Annotated in this window: 7 protein-coding genes; 3 read left to right on the forward strand and 4 right to left on the reverse strand. The window is 58.9% G+C overall.

Translation table 11 applies throughout. The features are described from left to right. Positions 1-185 precede the first annotated feature (185 nt). The 4 genes from IHQ71_RS21465 to IHQ71_RS21475 all read right to left on the reverse strand — a co-directional run bounded on the left by IHQ71_RS21465 (position 186) and on the right by IHQ71_RS21475 (position 10641). Entirely contained in the window at positions 186-782 is a 597-nt protein-coding gene (locus IHQ71_RS21465; RefSeq protein WP_258158456.1) for a calcium-binding protein, read from the reverse strand. 256 nt (positions 783-1038) lie between these two features. Further along, positions 1039-1239 carry a ribbon-helix-helix domain-containing protein gene (locus IHQ71_RS32075; protein WP_374989898.1) on the reverse strand — a complete coding sequence of 67 codons (201 nt, stop codon included), beginning with the start codon at positions 1237-1239 and terminating at the stop codon, positions 1039-1041. A gap of 1068 nt (positions 1240-2307) precedes the next feature. Next, complete coding sequence (locus IHQ71_RS21470; protein ID WP_258158457.1) at positions 2308-8775, reverse strand: cadherin-like domain-containing protein; 6468 nt, start codon at positions 8773-8775, stop codon at positions 2308-2310. 690 nt (positions 8776-9465) lie between these two features. Then, positions 9466-10641 (reverse strand): glycosyltransferase, encoded by a 1176-nt coding sequence (locus tag IHQ71_RS21475; protein WP_258158458.1) that lies wholly within the window; start codon positions 10639-10641, stop codon positions 9466-9468. A 306-nt stretch (positions 10642-10947) separates the two neighbouring features. Between IHQ71_RS21475 and IHQ71_RS21480 the strand changes: the two genes are divergently transcribed. From IHQ71_RS21480 to IHQ71_RS21490, 3 genes are all read left to right on the forward strand, one after another. Further along, positions 10948-12258 (forward strand): polysaccharide biosynthesis/export family protein, encoded by a 1311-nt coding sequence (locus IHQ71_RS21480; protein WP_258158459.1) that lies wholly within the window; start codon positions 10948-10950, stop codon positions 12256-12258. A 35-nt stretch (positions 12259-12293) separates the two neighbouring features. Continuing rightward, the gene (locus IHQ71_RS21485; protein WP_258158460.1) at positions 12294-14576 is read left to right on the forward strand and encodes an exopolysaccharide transport family protein; all 2283 of its coding nucleotides are present in this window, start codon (positions 12294-12296) and stop codon (positions 14574-14576) included. Positions 14577-14647: 71 nt separating this feature from the next. Further along, positions 14648-15544, forward strand: coding sequence for a glycosyltransferase family 2 protein (locus IHQ71_RS21490; RefSeq protein WP_258158461.1), 897 nt, complete (start codon positions 14648-14650; stop codon positions 15542-15544). Positions 15545-15546 lie beyond the last annotated feature (2 nt).

Here is a 15546-nt window from a genome sequence, read left to right on the forward strand (position 1 = left end):
GTCCGTGTGTCCATCGGCGAATGATAGTCGATAATCCCCGCTGGGCCAGCCAATAGAACGCCTGATATTGGTAGTAAGATTGGATGGGCTGATAGTACTGCTATCGTAGTAGAACGGTGCAGTTTGCTCCGCGACACGTTGATTAGCCGCAGAGTCGAATGGTCAGGCTATGCCCTTGGAAACTCTTAGACCAGCGCCGGCTCAAAAAGAAAGTTCTGCTGGGTCAGTTGGCGAAGGCGGACGTTTTCCAGAATCATGGTGTCGCCGGTTTCGAAAGTGATGTGCACATCGTCACCCTCTTGCGACATATATGGCTTGAGTTCTTTCAACGCAGCGATACGCACGTCATCAGGACCGGCCACTGCCAAACCAAGAAAGTCGGCGTTTCGGCCGCTGGTGGCAAAATCTGTCACCACATCAATGTCGCTACCGCGCCCCGTCACATTGTTTGTGATGAATATGAACACGTCGCGACCTTTACCGCCGGCGAGGATGTCTTCGTCCAAACTGCCGTGGAGAATGTCGTTTCCCGCGTTGCCGAAAAGTCTATCGGCACCCTCCTCACCCTTGAGGTTGTCGTAGCCACCGCCGCCGCGGAGGATATCGTTGCCTTTGCCCCCGCCCAGGAGATCGATGCCGCCCTCGCCGAAAAGCCGATCGTTACCATCCAGCGTGACGACAATGTCATGACCGGCCTTCGCATGGTAAATATAATCATCGTTCGTCGAGGCGTAGAAGATATCGTCCCCCGACGTTCCACCTTTCCGAACAACAATTCGCATGTGCAACTCCATTGAGAAGGCGACGATGGATGGCAGTCAAATGCCGATGCATGTCCGACAAAGAACGTGCCGATAACAGGCCTCGCTTCCACCATCAGCTGATCTACCCGAATGAGACATAAGGGCAGACTCCGAGCGCCCCCTTTCCCTGCGTCACAATCATGCCGCTCCATCATGGTTTCGGCAATGTGCCAAAAGAGACGTATGGCTTATCAAAAGGAGGGACGCTGAATTATTGGTCCGGCCGATACACGCTTTACTCTCGGTTCCCCGGAAGCTTGGACATTACCTTACGATTATCCACCGCTTCAACTTCGAAGCCCATCGTTATCAGTTGCCTGACCGCCTCGCTTCGGGATGAAAAACCATGGTCTTCACAAAAACTGTCTCTCGCCCTTACGTCAGAGGCCGGCAAAGATATTGTTATGCGACGCTGTTTAACTGTCGTTCTCGTCATAAGACGACCCCTCCTGCTCGCCACGGCTCGATTTTTACATACTTTGAACCATTGCGACAGCAAGCTCAGCGCGCATTTTGCCTCCTATTAACGGCCCCGACTTTCCAATCGATCGGAGCCGTAGGATCGAGGGATCGGGACATACTCCGAAGGCAGTAGGCTCATTCCCGAGAAAGCCCAATTGCAAGTATACGCGGTTGGGGACAGAGTCCGGTTACTCCCCAGCGAACTGGGGTTTCCCACTCTACGGCCGGCTCCTCACCGGCCGCCTTTTCCTAGCGGGTATCATATCAAGGCGGTCGATCCTGCCGCTATCGATGGAAACCGCTCCAGGCGCCGTTCTGTCATCTTGGAAATGTAGAAGCATAAGCCGTTAGCATAACGACTATACAAGCACTGTTTCTTCAATAATCGACAATTATAGGTATACGATCATCCTATCTGCTGTCTGGTCATCTTTAAAGATTTGCTCTCTACTTGAGTTCTCCGGGCGGTTCGGACGCCGCAACATCCGAAGGTCAAGCCCTAGCAAACCACGCCGCCCGGAACCATCTCACCAATCAGACTTGAGAGGACGGAACCTCGGGGGCTGTGGTAACCATAAATCCTGTTGAAGTCACCTTCACAATAAGTTGATTTCAGGACCTAGTTAACTTGGAATATATTATTTATGTCCCAGTATAAAGGACGCCAGCAGGAACCGGCCGGACGAAAGATCCGGTCGTTTTCTTTTTTACTTTGATTTGATCTGGCGGTTTGCGGTAGCCGCTCACGCCAAACTCCAACGTCACGTGCACACCCAAAAGGTCTGGCTCCCATCAAAGCCGTTGGGTTGGAAACCTACTCGCAGCCAGATCACCGGACGGCATAAACGACGTGGGATCAAGCGTCGTTCTTGGCAGAAATCGGCGCCAAACGTAACGACGAACTGTGCAGCTGGCAGGAAGCCGGTAAAGCGTGTCGCAGCTCTTTGGAGCCACACACATCCTCAGGGCGTAGGAGCCTGCCGCGTACACAGCAGGCTCTGGAGTTCTGCCTCGGAGGCCCCGACCGCAATGCAAATCCTCGTCAGAGGATGAAATCATCCCGGCCCAAGTGCTTGAGAATCGTATCGGCAAGCACGATCACTCCCTCTTCGGTGGTGATTACAACGTCGCCATCCACTTCGGTCATATGGTTCTGCTTGAGGTCGCGCCAATTATCGATGTCAGTAATGGCCGAAAGATCAAGCATGTCGTGTTTGCTCCCTTTGGCCGAGAAGTCGGTGATGACGTCCGATCCATGATTGCTGCCGAAAACGAAGATATCTCGCCCTCGCCCACCACTGAGAGTGTCGTCCCCGCCGTTGCCGGTCAGGGTGTCCTTGTCGCCCAGGCCGAATATGTCATCCTTGCCTTCACCTCCGACAAGATTGTTCTTTCGTTTGGTGCCGGTGATGTTCTCGGCGACATCGGTGACATCGAATGTGATCGTGCGCGCCACGTCGTCCGTGTCCTCGCCGCCGCCCGCGACGCCGCCATCGTCCGTGACATTGAAGGCGAAGGAACCGAGATTGTCACCGAACGCGTTTCCGGCCGGTTTCCAGACCAGATCAGCCAGATCATCGGCATCTACGACCTGGCCGATCGTCACCGCCGTTCCATCAAGGGTAAGTTCACCTGATGTCGCCAGGGACGTGATCGTTATCGATGCGAAGGCATCGCCATCGATGTCCGTGAAGCCGAAATCGCCGACAGTGAACGAGTAGGACGTGTCCTCCAGGATTGAGATCGTCTTGTCGCTGCCCGTAGGGGCATCGTTGACCGCATCGAACACGATCGCTTGCGTCGCCGCCTTGCTGCCGCCATTGCCGTCGATGACGCTGTAGCTCAGCGTCACCGTGCCGTTGGAATTGGCGGCCGGCGTGATCGTGTAGGTGCCGTCGCCATTGTCGACGACGGTGGCGCCGCCATTGGCCGAGAGCCCGGAGACCGACAGCGTATCGCCGTCGATGTCGCTGAAGCCGGCCAGCAGATTGGCGGCACTGACGATATAGGCGGTGTCTTCGCTGCCATGGGCCGGGCTTGCCGAGGCCGAGCCGGTCGGGTCGTCATTGACCGCATCGAACACCACCGACTGCGTCGCCGGCTTGGTGCCGCCATTGCCGTCGATGAGATTGTAGCTCAGCGTCACCGTGCCGTTGAAGTTCGCCACCGGCGTGATCGTATAGGTGCCGTCGCCATTGTCGACGACCGTCGCACCGCCATTGGCCGAGAGGCCGGAGACCGACAGCGTGTCGCCGTCGATGTCGGAGAAACCGGCCAGCAAATTTGCGGCGCTGACGATATAGGCGGTGTCCTCGGTGCCATGGGCGAGGCTCGCCGAGGCCGAGCCGGTCGGTGCGTCATTGACCGCATCGAACACCACCGACTGCGTCGCCGGCTTGGTGCCGCCGTTGCCGTCGATGACAGTGTAGCTCAGCGTCACCGTGCCGTTGAAGTTGGCCACCGGCGTGATCGTATAGGTGCCGTCGCCATTGTCGACGACGGTGGCACCACCATTGGCCGAGAGGCCTGAGACCGACAGCGTATCGCCGTCGATGTCGCTGAAGCCGGCCAAGAGGTCGGCAGCGCTCACCGTATAGGCGGTGTCCTCCGTGCCATGGGCGAGGCTCGCCGAGGCCGCACCGGTCGGGGCATCGTTGACCGCATCGAACACGATCGCTTGCGTCGCCGCCTTGCTGCCGCCATTGCCGTCGATGACGCTGTAGCTCAGCGTCACCGTGCCGTTGGAATTGGCGGCCGGCGTGATCGTGTAGGTGCCGTCGCCATTGTCGACGACGGTGGCGCCGCCATTGGCCGAGAGCCCGGAGACCGACAGCGTATCGCCGTCGATGTCGCTGAAGCCGGCCAGCAGATTGGCGGCACTGACGATATAGGCGGTGTCTTCGCTGCCATGGGCCGGGCTTGCCGAGGCCGAGCCGGTCGGGTCGTCATTGACCGCATCGAACACCACCGACTGCGTCGCCGGCTTGGTGCCGCCGTTGCCGTCGATGACAGTGTAGCTCAGCGTCACCGTGCCGTTGAAGTTGGCCACCGGCGTGATCGTGTAGGTGCCATTGCCGTTGTCGACGACGGTGGCGCCGCCATTGGCCGAGAGGCCGGAGACCGACAGCGTATCGCCGTCGATGTCGGAGAATCCGGCCAACAAATTCGCGGCGCTGACAACATAGGCGCTGTCCTCTGTGCCGTGGGCGAGGCTTGCCGAGGCCGAGCCGGCCGGGGCGTCGTTGACTGGGGTTACGCTGACTGTCTGCGTTGCGGCCTTCGTTCCACCGTGGCCATCCACGACATTGTAGTTCAGCGTCAGGGTACCGTTGAAGTTGGCAGCAAGCGTGATCGTATAGGTGCCATTGCCGTTGTTGACGACGGTGGCGCCATTGCTGGCGGTGAGATTGCTGACGGAGAGCGTGTCGCCGTCGATGTCAGAGAAGCCGGCCAGCAGGTTGGCGGCGCTGACGATATAGGCGGTGTCTTCGCTGCCATGGGCCGGGCTTGCCGAGGCCGAGCCGGTCGGGTCGTCATTGACCGCATCGAACACCACCGACTGGGTCGCCGGCTTGGTGCCGCCATTGCCGTCGATGACATTGTAGCTCAGCGTCACCGTGCCGTTGAAGTTCGCCACCGGCGTGATCGTATAGGTGCCGTCGCCATTGTCGACGACCGTCGCACCGCCATTGGCCGAGAGGCCGGAGACCGACAGCGTGTCGTCGTCGATGTCGGAGAAACCGGCCAGCAAATTTGCGGCGCTGACGATATAGGCGGTGTCCTCGGTGCCATGGGCGAGGCTCGCCGAGGCCGAGCCGGTCGGTGCGTCATTGACCGCATCGAACACCACCGACTGCGTCGCCGGCTTGGTGCCGCCGTTGCCGTCGATGAGATTGTAGCTCAGCGTCACCGTGCCGTTGAAGTTGGCCACCGGCGTGATCGTATAGGTGCCGTCGCCATTGTCGACGACGGTGGCACCACCATTGGCCGAGAGCCCGGAGACCGACAGCGTATCGCCGTCGATGTCGCTGAAGCCGGCCAAGAGGTCGGCAGCGCTCACCGTATAGGCGGTGTCCTCCGTGCCATGGGCGAGGCTTGCCGAGGCCGAGCCGGTCGGGGCATCGTTGACCGCATCGAACACGATCGCTTGCGTCGCCGCCTTGCTGCCGCCATTGCCGTCGATGACGCTGTAGCTCAGCGTCACCGTGCCGTTGGAATTGGCGGCCGGCGTGATCGTGTAGGTGCCGTCGCCATTGTCGACGACGGTGGCGCCGCCATTGGCCGAGAGCCCGGAGACCGACAGCGTATCGCCGTCGATGTCGCTGAAGCCGGCCAGCAGATTGGCGGCACTGACGATATAGGCGGTGTCTTCGCTGCCATGGGCCGGGCTTGCCGAGGCCGAGCCGGTCGGGTCGTCATTGACCGCATCGAACACCACCGACTGCGTCGCCGGCTTGGTGCCGCCATTGCCGTCGATGAGATTGTAGCTCAGCGTCACCGTGCCGTTGAAGTTCGCCACCGGCGTGATCGTATAGGTGCCGTCGCCATTGTCGACGACCGTCGCACCGCCATTGGCCGAGAGGCCGGAGACCGACAGCGTGTCGCCGTCGATGTCGGAGAAACCGGCCAGCAAATTTGCGGCGCTGACGATATAGGCGGTGTCCTCGGTGCCATGGGCGAGGCTCGCCGAGGCCGAGCCGGTCGGTGCGTCATTGACCGCATCGAACACCACCGACTGCGTCGCCGGCTTGGTGCCGCCGTTGCCGTCGATGACAGTGTAGCTCAGCGTCACCGTGCCGTTGAAGTTGGCCACCGGCGTGATCGTATAGGTGCCGTCGCCATTGTCGACGACGGTGGCACCACCATTGGCCGAGAGGCCTGAGACCGACAGCGTATCGCCGTCGATGTCGCTGAAGCCGGCCAAGAGGTCGGCAGCGCTCACCGTATAGGCGGTGTCCTCCGTGCCATGGGCGAGGCTCGCCGAGGCCGCACCGGTCGGGGCATCGTTGACCGCATCGAACACGATCGCTTGCGTCGCCGCCTTGCTGCCGCCATTGCCGTCGATGACGCTGTAGCTCAGCGTCACCGTGCCGTTGGAATTGGCGGCCGGCGTGATCGTGTAGGTGCCGTCGCCATTGTCGACGACGGTGGCGCCGCCATTGGCCGAGAGCCCGGAGACCGACAGCGTATCGCCGTCGATGTCGCTGAAGCCGGCCAGCAGATTGGCGGCACTGACGATATAGGCGGTGTCTTCGCTGCCATGGGCCGGGCTTGCCGAGGCCGAGCCGGTCGGGTCGTCATTGACCGCATCGAACACCACCGACTGCGTCGCCGGCTTGGTGCCGCCATTGCCGTCGATGAGATTGTAGCTCAGCGTCACCGTGCCGTTGAAGTTCGCCACCGGCGTGATCGTATAGGTGCCGTCGCCATTGTCGACGACCGTCGCACCGCCATTGGCCGAGAGGCCGGAGACCGACAGCGTGTCGCCGTCGATGTCGGAGAAACCGGCCAGCAAATTTGCGGCGCTGACGATATAGGCGGTGTCCTCGGTGCCATGGGCGAGGCTCGCCGAGGCCGAGCCGGTCGGTGCGTCATTGACCGCATCGAACACCACCGACTGCGTCGCCGGCTTGGTGCCGCCGTTGCCGTCGATGACAGTGTAGCTCAGCGTCACCGTGCCGTTGAAGTTGGCCACCGGCGTGATCGTGTAGGTGCCATTGCCGTTGTCGACGACGGTGGCGCCGCCATTGGCCGAGAGGCCGGAGACCGACAGCGTATCGCCGTCGATGTCGGAGAATCCGGCCAACAAATTCGCGGCGCTGACAACATAGGCGCTGTCCTCTGTGCCGTGGGCGAGGCTTGCCGAGGCCGAGCCGGCCGGGGCGTCGTTGACTGGGGTTACGCTGACTGTCTGCGTTGCGGCCTTCGTTCCACCGTGGCCATCCACGACATTGTAGTTCAGCGTCAGGGTACCGTTGAAGTTGGCAGCAAGCGTGATCGTATAGGTGCCATTGCCGTTGTTGACGACGGTGGCGCCATTGCTGGCGGTGAGATTGCTGACGGAGAGCGTGTCGCCGTCGATGTCAGAGAAGCCGGCCAGCAGGTTGGCGGCGCTGACGATATAGGCGGTGTCTTCCGTACCGTTGGACAAGGACGCAGTCGGCGACCCCGTCGGCGCATTGTTACCCGTGCGGTAAGAGCGCTGGTAGACGCCATCCAGATCCCCATCCTGGCCAGTCGACCACCAGGTGACAAGCCATCCTCCATCTGAAAGAGCCGTAAGCTGCGGATTGTACTGGTTGCCGGTCGTGTACTCGTTGACACGTGTCTCAACGCCATCGGGCGTTCCATCGGCCTTATAGGCCTGCAGGTAAATGCCGCCATTGCTGCCATCCTGCAGGTAGGACTGCCACGCCACGACCCAACCGCCGGTGCTCAGAGCTGCTACCTGCGGCAATTCCTGCGAGTCGGTTATCGAGGAGTTGACCCGGACCTCCCCTCCCTGGGGAGTCCCATCCGGATTGTATGCTTGCTGATAGACACCATTGCCGCTGCCGTCCTGCGTGTAGGATTGCCAGCTGACGACCCACCCACCGTCGAGCAACGTGGTGACCTGCGCATTGTACTGATAATTCCCGGTATTGGTGTTGACCTGTATCTCGCCGCCGTCCTTCGTGCCGTCGGCGTTGAAAACCTGCTGATAGATTCCGTAATTGCTGCCGTCCTGCAGATCGGATTGCCAGGTGACAACCCACCCGCCATCCGGAAGCAGCGTGAACTGGGGCTGCTCCTGACCGCCGCTGGTGTAGGTATTGACTTGCGTCTCCACACCTCGAGCCGAGCCATTTGCATTGTAAACCTGCTGATACACGCCGTAGCTGCTGCCGTCCTGGCCGTCAGAACGCCATGCGATGACCCAGCCACCGTCCGGCAATGCGATGATCTGCTGGAGTTCCTGGCTGTTCGTCACATAGGTATTGACGCGTGTTTCGGTGCCCCGCGTGGTACCATCCGCGTTATAGGCCTGCTGGTAGATGCCGTAGCCGCTTCCGTCCTGCAGATTCGATTGCCAGGTCACGACCCAGCCACCATCTTCGAGCGCAACCACGGACGGCGTGTTCTGATCGCTCGCGGTGTGAGCGCTCACATGCTGCTCGACGCCCTGGGGCGTGCCGTCGGCGTTGAACGCTTGCTGGTACACGCCGTAGCTGCTGCCATCCTGCCCATCGGAACGCCAGGTTATGATCCAGCCACCGTCGCTCAAGGTTGCAATTTGCGGCAAGGACTGATGACCGACGAGAAAGGTGTTGACGCGGACTTCCCCACCCTGCGGCGTGCCATCTGGATTGTAGATCTGCTGATAAACACCGCTGCCGCTTACATGGTCCTGAGCGTAGGATCGCCAGGTGACGACCCATCCACCGTTATCAAGCACAGTGACTTGAGCGCTATCCTGTACATTCGTGGTGTGAGTGTTGACACGATATTCGTTGCTGATAACGAGCCCCATTGCATCCTCCGCTAAACTGGTGGAGCGGATTATCAGCGAGTGCAGAAATAGAACAACTTGTCCAATGGGGGAGCATAATTCGGATAAACGTCATCAAAAGAACAAACGATCGTATAATCCTTTTGAGTATTCAGGATACCAGAAGTTAGCACTGCCAATTCGTGAAGTTGAATGCGACATCGGCTTCTTTATCTGGGGAAAACGCCAAAATAGACGCCTCGAATGACGTTAATACAATGAATTAGACTATGGAAAAATACTAAATATTCTTGCTTCTATCTCGCTCGAAAAGAGCTGCGTGAAGCCACGCGGCGACCATCAGACCGATGACGCCGGCAAGTGCGAGTGCCTCGGTGGCAAGCCGGACGCGACGATACGCCGGAGGCCTTTGAGCCTTAACCGCATTTGCCATCAGATGGTTGTTCAGACGCTGATTGAGCTGGTCGTCCTTACGATCGGCGCCTTCTCGCTGTCCAGTGTCCTTGTTCGAAGAGTGCGGTAACGACATGACTTGACCCCCGGATGTGATGCCTTTTTACAGAATCCGCGCAGGGCCAGCAATTCGGCCAATATGCGTAGAAGCGAAGTGCGGTCAGGGTTGCCAGTTGCCGGACTTGAATTTTGTCAACTCTCCCATCGTCGGGCCGAAGCTCACCCGCTGGGCGATCCGGTCAAGGTTGCCGATGCCATTCAGTGCACGGGCATCGCCGGCCTGCCATTTGCATGGCGAGATGACGGCTGCGGGATACCAAAGTCGAGGCGTGTTTCTCTCCTTTGGCTCAACTCGCCTTCGATGATCTCCTCCATCGCCTGACGGAATCTTTGGGCGCCGAAGGCAGCAGCATGGGAACGGATCTCCGTAGGATCAAAAACGTGCTGGGCGGCTTCAAAACTCTCAACGGCGTCGCACAGCGACTGCTCCGACTGTTCCCGGAAAAGGATGCCGGTCTTTCCGTGGACCACTGTCTCGAGTGCGCCGCCGCTCGCATAGGCGATCACAGGGCGGCCGCTGGCCATCGTCTCCACCGGGACCATGCCGAAGTCTTCCTCTCCTGGAAAGACCAGTGCCTTGCATGTCGCCAGATGCTTTTTGAGCTCTCCGAATGAAACCTTGCCGAGAAACTTGATGTTGGGGCCGGCTATTCGTTTCAGCTCTTCGATCTCTTTCTCTTTTCCTCCACCGATGATCACGAGCGGTTTTCCCAGCCGGTTGAAGACGCGCACGGCGAGATCGATGCGCTTGTAAGGAACGATCTGTCCGGCGCACAGGTAGAAGTCGCCGACATTAGACGATAGCGCGAAATCGTCGACGATGACCGGGGGATAGACCACAGTGGCCGTTCGCCGGTAGTATTTTGATATCCGTGCGGCGACATGGCTGGAATTAGCCACGAACCGGTCGACACGAAGACTTGTGCTTACATCCCAGGAGCGAAGAAGCGGGGCGATGAGAGGCATGACCATCCTCGTCAACCTGCCGGAAGCAGCACGATAACCGTGATAGTGATCCCAGAGATAGCGCATCGGCGAGTGGCAGTAGCAGACATGCGTAGCGTGCGGTGGCGGAATTATGCCCTTCGCCGGGCCCGACTCACTCGAAATTATGAGATCGTAGCCGGAGAGATCGAAGCTCTCTATCGCGAACGGCATCAGCGGCAGATAAGACTGATAGTGCCGCACGGCCCCCGGCAGTTTCTGAAGGAACGACGTGAATATCCTGTGCCGGTTGATTTTCTCCGACACCTTGCCCTTGTCATGCACCAGCGTGAAAATGTCGGCATCCGGATACATGTCGCACAGCGCCTCGACGACCTTTTCGCCGCCGCGCATATCCACGAGCCAATAATGAACGATCGCTACGCGCATGGTTTCCCTCCAGGTCTGACCCAGAATTAAATGGCTTTCGCTTCGTTCGTATAGGGATCAGTTCGACGGATGCATTCCTAAGTCTCTCCCCGCCAGGGTAGGGTCTCTCCCCCCTAATCGGCCATTTCTAAATCATGGATACGGGTGCTTGGCTTTTAGTTTAGATGGCGCGCCAGAAATCGGTATGCCGTGATTAGAGGGGGTGAATTTACCCGCAAGCGTTTGCGAAGGATGATCATGACGTTGGTAGTGAGCGCATTCGCTGCATACGCCAGCACAGAGTGAATTTATCCGAGGCTGCCGCAGATGATGTCACCAATCGCCGGACCTTCCAGTTTTGCTTCGCACGCGCTGGCTACTCTGCTTTTGGTCGCCTGCGCACTGATAGCGCCCGTGGCTAATGCCGGAGAAGATGCCGCCGGCAATTATCGCATCAAGCCGCAGACGAAGCTCAAGATCACCGTCGTCGAGTGGATACGGCCAACCGGCGAATACAAGGAGTGGACGCCTCTCAACGGCGAGTTCGTCGTTACGCCCGAAGGCAAAATCTCACTTCCGATGGTTGGTGAAATCGCGGTTATCGACAAGGCCGTCAGCGAAGTGGAAGCCGCAATTGGAACGGCACTGCAGCGCCGGACCGGCCTTGCGGAAGTACCTGTCGCCACGGTCGAAGTGACGCGTTATCCCATGATCTATGTCACCGGAGCCGTGGACCGGTCGGGCGAATACGAGTTTCGTCCAGGGTTGACCATTTTGCAGGCCGTTGCACTAGCCGGCGGCCGCGAGCGGCGCCAGATTCCGACTGGCGGCTACTCGGAGGCGGACCAGGTCCGGAACCTGGGTGAACTCAACCGTTATCAACTCTCGCTCAAACAGTTGATCGCTCGACGCGTCCGGCTCGAGGCGGAGGCAACTGGTCTGGATACTTTCAAGACACCCGATGTACTTTCGGGCTCAGCCTCAGTCGATAAGCAGATATTGAAGAGCGAGCGCGCATTGTTCGTCGCCCGCACCGAAGCCCTCCAACATCATCTCGATTCCCTGGCAGAGCTCGGCCGGCTGCTGAAGGGCGAAATAGACGTCCTGGAAAAGAAGCGCACGGTTCAGGAAAGACAGGTCAAGATCGCCGAGGACGAACTCAAGATGATCTCCGGGCTGGTGAACTCCAAGACCCTCGCCAAGACCAGGGAGTCCACCTCTGAAAGAATAGTCGCCGAACTGCGGAGCAGCCTGCTCGACCTCACCGTGTTCTCGATGCGAGCCCAGCAGAAGCTTAGCGAGACCGAGCGTGACACATTGACGTTGAAGGGTCAGTTCAAGATCGAAGCGAGGCGCGACCTCCAAGCGGTCGAGGCCGATATCAATGATATCAAGATGAAGCGGGACACCCTCCTGCAGGTGCTGCAGATCACCGGGACGTCGTTGGCAAAAGTCGATGACCTCAAGGCGATCGAAGTGCAGCCCATGGAGTTCTGGATTACCCGGAACGACGGAGGGAGCGAAGCTATCAAGGTATCCGACTCGACCTTTTTGCAGCCAGGCGATGTCCTGGACGTTCGCCTGGGGATTTCCGTCGATACCGAACGAACCGCATCGCTCGATGGGACAACCGACTGACAGGCCAAGCCACATTCGCGATTGGATGAAATACAATGGTGGTACATACGCTTCCGAACAGCGCCAGCAGCGATCCACACTACGGGCGCAAACCACCTGAGCGTGAATACCTCTCCTTTCGAGATGTCTGGGGGTTCATCACCCGCTACTTCCCGACGCTTGCCATTTTCGCAATTGCCGGCGTTGCCGTAGGAATTCTCTACGTTGTCAATACCCAACCGACATTTCAAGCCACGACCAGGCTCGTGATGGACCCCGAGCAGGGACGCGTCTCGTGGCAGGACGCCGCCACTGGGGCGATCATCATCGAAACCGCGGAGATTGCGAGCCAGGTTGAAATCGTGAAGTCCGAAATGGTGGCCCAGACGGTCATACACAAACTCGATCTGACAAAAGATCCCGAATTGCTCGAGTCAAGATCCTTATATTCTCTGGTCAGGGGCACCCTGGCATCCATTGCTCAGTGGTTCGATCCAGCGCCCGAGGCAGTCCGCGACGAAGAAGTCGACTCGGAAACCGAGATGATGCGCCGCACCATGGGCGCCTTTCTCGGGAGAGTGTCCGTTCAGCGAGTGGGCCAGTCCTATGTGCTGGAGATCGGATACACGTCCACGAATCCCAAGAAGGCGGCCCTCGTCGCCAACACCCTGGCGCAGGCATACATTCGCGTGGGCATGAATGATCGCGCAGACATGGCGAGGAGTGGCGCGAAATGGCTCGAGAGCCGCCTTCTTGAGGTCGGCGAAAAAGCGCGCGAGGCATCGATCTCCGCCCAGGAATTTCGTGCCAAGAACAATATCACCATTGTCAGCAATCAATTCACGCTCGACCAGCAGCAATTGTCCGAGGTCAGCAGCCAGCTTCTTGCCGCGCGCGCGGCGACCGCGTCGGAAATTGCCAGCCTGGAAAGCCTGCAGCAAGCAGTGAAGCTCGGTGATGGCGTCGAACTTAGCGGACTTGGCTTGGACGGAACCTTCCAGAAGCTGAGGGACGACATGCGCGCCGCCGAGTCCCGGCTGGAAATTCTGCGAAGCAGATATGACCCAGGCAATCCAGCAATTACCGCGGCCGAGGCGGAAATCTCGCGACTGAAGGATGCCGTCAAACAGGAATACGATCGCGTCGAGGCCGTACGCCGCTCGAGCCTGTCGGCGGCGCGGACCCGCGAGCATCTATCGGAGGAACGCCTTACTGTACTCAGCAAGTCGGCCGCCGAGAAGAATGAGGCGATCGCCGAGCTTTCGGAAATCGAGAGCCGTGCCAACACTTACAAACGCATCTATGAAAGCCTCCTCCAGCAGTTGGTGGGCACCGTACAGACCCAGTCCTTCCCGCTCGGCAAGGCGCGTGTGGTGACGGCGGCCATGGCTCCCATGAGCAAGACCTGGCCAAAGACGTCGGTCATCGTACCCTTCTCGGGAATGATCGGTCTCGCGATCGGGCTGACGATCGCAATGCTCAGGCAGAACCTGAATCATCGGACGAGCTCAGCAGGCCATCTCCGTCGCGAACTTGGTATCAACTCCCTCGGTCACGTACCGGTTTGGAAGGCACCCAAGAGCAAGGTCTTGGACGACGCGAACTTCCCTGAGTCGCTTGCGCCATTGCGCAGCGTAATGCAGGCACCCTATTCGTCGTTCTCCGAAGCGCTGCGAAGCGTCAAGAACTCGATCGATTCCACTTTCCCCGAAGGCGTCCCTATGGTCGTCGGCATCACGTCAGTCGGCCCAGGCGAGGGCAAGACAACGATATCGATCAATCTGGCGCAACTCTATCGCAACGAAGGCAGGTCGGTCGTCCTGATCGACGCCGATTTTGCCAGCTCCCGGCTGAGCAGGATGGCGACTACCTTCCCGAAGGATCTGGCACTGGAACGCCTGCCTTCAGTGGACGAACCGATTCACGTCAACGAAGACATTCCACATTTCGTCCGGGAAGGACAAGTGCTGTCAGTCAAGAAGAGCCGGCCCGTCAGTCGGCCGAAGCTCGACATCGGGCCAGCAGGGGTCGCTGTACCCGTCTTTACCTCTGCACAGATAAAGGAGCGAAAGATTCCTCATCAGCACTATAGCCATTTGCCGGCCCTGAAGAATGCAATTGAAAAGCTTCGCGAGCAGTACGAGGTCATGATCGTCGATATGTCGGCGTTCGAGGATTCTGCCGATACACGCGCCGTCTGCAACTATCTTGACGGCATCATCGTCGTTCTTGGGCGCTCGAAGAAAATGACAATCGAACGGCTATCTGCGGCTCTGGCCAGGTTCGGCAAATCAAGGCTGACAATACTCGGTTCGATATCAAACCGGAGCAATTATTGATCGGCAATCGCGGATCGAAGGACATGTTTCATTTGTTGGCAATGGTGTTGGGTCAGTCGGAAACTACGCTCATGCGCAAGGGTAGAATTCATCTGTCGGTGGGAATCCCGACCATGGGCCGCAAGGAGATTCTGAGCGCCGCCCTGCCCCGGATCGCCTGCCAGACACGTCAGCCGGATGAGGTCGTCATTTGTGTGACTTCCGAGACGGATTTCGAATGGGCGAGCATCGCCGCCATGCCGTTTCCAGTGCGCGTACTGATATCTGAGCCGGGCAGTTGCAGACAGAGAAACCATATCATCGACAATTCGACGTCGGATGTCATCGTGTTTCTCGATGACGATTTCCTGATGGAGCCGTCCTATCTCGCACATACGGAGGAACTGTTCCTCGATAACCCCGATATCGTCATCGCAACCGGCAGGGTCCTTGCGGATGGCATTCTGGGTCCCGGCATTTCTGTTTCGGACGGCGAACGCCTGCTTGAAACCGGCAAAGACATCGGCATGTCGCAATTGACCGGTTTCCGCCCAATCTACAATGCCTATGGCTGCAATATGGCCGTTCGCATGGCAGCCGTGAGACAAGGCAACATCCGCTTCGACGAAAACTTGCCGCTTTATGGCTGGCTTGAGGACGTAGACTTCAGCCGCCTGGCGGCAGCTTTCGGCCAGATCGTTTCGGCCGATGGATTGCAGGGCGTGCATCTCGGCATCAAGATTGCAAGATCGCCGGGCGTGCGCCTGGGCTATTCCCAAGTAGCGAATCCGATCTATCTCATGCGCAAGCACACCATGAGCTCCAGACACGCGGTCTCACAGATGGGCCGGAACATCCTCGCGAACTTCGTTCGCATGTGGCGCCCCGAGCCCTGGGTGGATCGTCGCGGGCGATTGAAGGGAAACATGCGAGCCATTGTCGATCTGTCTCTGGGCAGGTTGACACCAAGCAACGTAACCAAGCTGTAGAT

Origin of the sequence: Rhizobium sp. TH2, from assembly GCF_024707525.1 — a bacterium.
Lineage (GTDB): Bacteria > Pseudomonadota > Alphaproteobacteria > Rhizobiales > Rhizobiaceae > Rhizobium_E.